The 1,845-nt window shown below is 63.5% G+C and carries 4 protein-coding genes; 3 read left to right on the top strand and 1 reads right to left on the bottom strand.

Annotated elements, in window-relative coordinates; all coding sequences use genetic code 11:
- Positions 1-226, top strand: a 226-nt coding sequence (locus Q1V51_RS05035) for an alkaline phosphatase (protein WP_300553708.1), incomplete at its 5' end; no start/stop codon positions are given.
- A 21-nt stretch (positions 227-247) separates the two neighbouring features.
- Here Q1V51_RS05035 and Q1V51_RS05030 read toward each other — a convergent pair.
- Complete coding sequence (locus tag Q1V51_RS05030) at positions 248-670, bottom strand: hypothetical protein (RefSeq protein WP_300553705.1); 423 nt, start codon at positions 668-670, stop codon at positions 248-250.
- A 105-nt stretch (positions 671-775) separates the two neighbouring features.
- Between Q1V51_RS05030 and Q1V51_RS05025 the strand changes: the two genes are divergently transcribed.
- Positions 776-1,585, top strand: coding sequence for a helix-turn-helix transcriptional regulator (locus Q1V51_RS05025; RefSeq protein WP_300553702.1), 810 nt, complete (start codon positions 776-778; stop codon positions 1,583-1,585).
- Positions 1,586-1,672: 87 nt separating this feature from the next.
- The coding region (locus Q1V51_RS13460; RefSeq protein ID WP_366522707.1) for an alcohol dehydrogenase catalytic domain-containing protein at positions 1,673-1,845 on the top strand (173 nt) is incomplete at its 3' end.

Raw genomic sequence — 1,845 nt, 5'->3', positions numbered from 1 at the left:
CTTCGACTGCATCCGCAAGGACCTGACCGGCGTCGACACGACCGACAAGGACTTCCTCCAGCAGTCGCTTTACCCGATGTGGTCTGAGACCCATGGCGGCGACGATGTGGCCATCTTCGCCTCGGGCCCCGGATCGGAACTCATCTCCGGCGTGATGGAGCAGAACGAGATCTTCCAGGTCATGGGCCGGGCCAGCGGGCTGGTTGCCGGGCCGGAGCGCGAATAATCCTCCAGTCCTCGCTCGGGGTCAGGCACCACGCAGCGCGCCTGACGCCATGAGAGGAATGAAATATGCAATGGCGAGCGCCGTGTTCGACACGGCGTTCACACCAAACCCGGTCGTGATCGATATGATGCCATCGATCACGTACCAGATGATCAGGGCCAGCGTCAGCGCGCGCCAGCCTCTGGCCCCAGCGGCAGAAATGACGGGTAGCAGAAAGGCGATCGTCAGGCCCCAGCCGATGGTGACGGCGCCCATCAGGCCTACGCCGAAACGCATGGCCCGGTCGGACAGAATGGCACCGCCATCCGGCAGGCTGCCGAAAAGCGTGAGCAGTGTTTGGGCAGGCCTGTCCAAGCCCGGAAAGGCCGCCGCTGCAAGCAACACCCCGAAGGCAACCACGCCCGAGGCCCAAATCGTCATCCACGTCTTCCAAATCCCGGTCATCTGAATCTCCTGCTGGTTTGATGCGGCTAACTTGCCGCCCGGCGTAAGCGCCGCAATTACGTGCGGGGTAATGGACAGGCGCACATATCGCTGCGACGGTGGCGCATGCCGCCGACTGACCCCCGGACCAACACCCAATTATTGGCCGGACGCCCGGCCTTCGCCGACGCTTTACGTCATCACCGCATGGCCCGGCGGTTCAGCCAGCTCGAATTGTCGCTGGAATGCGGCATCTCGGCCCGCCATCTGTCCTTCCTCGAAACCGGCCGGGCAAAGCCCAGCCGCGACATGGTCATGCAGCTCGCAGACGGGCTGATGCTACCACTGGGGACGCGTAATGCATTGCTTCAGGCAGCCGGCTTCTCAGCCGCCTTCCCAGCATCGGAACTGGGTTCCGATGCCCTGAAGCCGTTCCGGGACATGCTCTCGGATATGATCGACCGCCATACGCCGAACCCGGCCATGGTGTGTGACCGGCACTGGAACGTCCGCGATGCCAATCCGGTGGCCGCAGCCCTGCTCTCGGCGCTGGGCGAGGGCATCCAGCCGCTCAACGCCGTCCGCATCCTGACCGACAATCCGGATGCGCCCGACCTGGTCGCCAACCTGCCCGAAGTCCTTGCCGAGATGACCGGCCGTATCCGGCTGGAAGCGATGGAAGCCCCGGGCGATGCGATCCTCATGAACCATCTTGCCGCCCTTGAAGCGGCCTGCGCGCGGCACCCGGTCAAATCGGCCGGACCGCGCAGCCCGGTCGTGCCCCTCATCCTCAACACGCCGGACGGCCAGCTAAGCTTCCTGTCGACGATTGCCCATTTCGGCACGAGTGAGGACGTCACGATCCGGGATCTTCGTCTTGAACTCCTGTTCCCCGCAGACGAAGCGACCCGTCAGGCACTCGCGCAATTCGGCTGACCCGCCCTCACCCAGCGGCAACTCTGGTCAAATCCCGGTTTCGGCGCGATGCTGAAAAAAAAACAGAACACAACCGGAGGAAACGTCATGAAAGCTGCTGTGATGCGGGAGCCGAACAAGCCGCTGTCGATTGAAGAGGTCACCATCGACAAACCCGGTCCGCGCGAAGTTCTTGTCCGGCTGAAGGCGGTCGGGGTCTGCCATTCCGACGTGCATTTCTGGGATGCCAATTTCCCGGTCGAGACGCCGGTCATCCTCGG

Source organism: Maricaulis sp. (assembly GCF_030149235.1).
Lineage (GTDB): Bacteria > Pseudomonadota > Alphaproteobacteria > Caulobacterales > Maricaulaceae > Maricaulis.
Note: the sequence above shows the minus strand (reverse complement) of the source record. Positions and strands in the feature narration are given on the sequence as shown.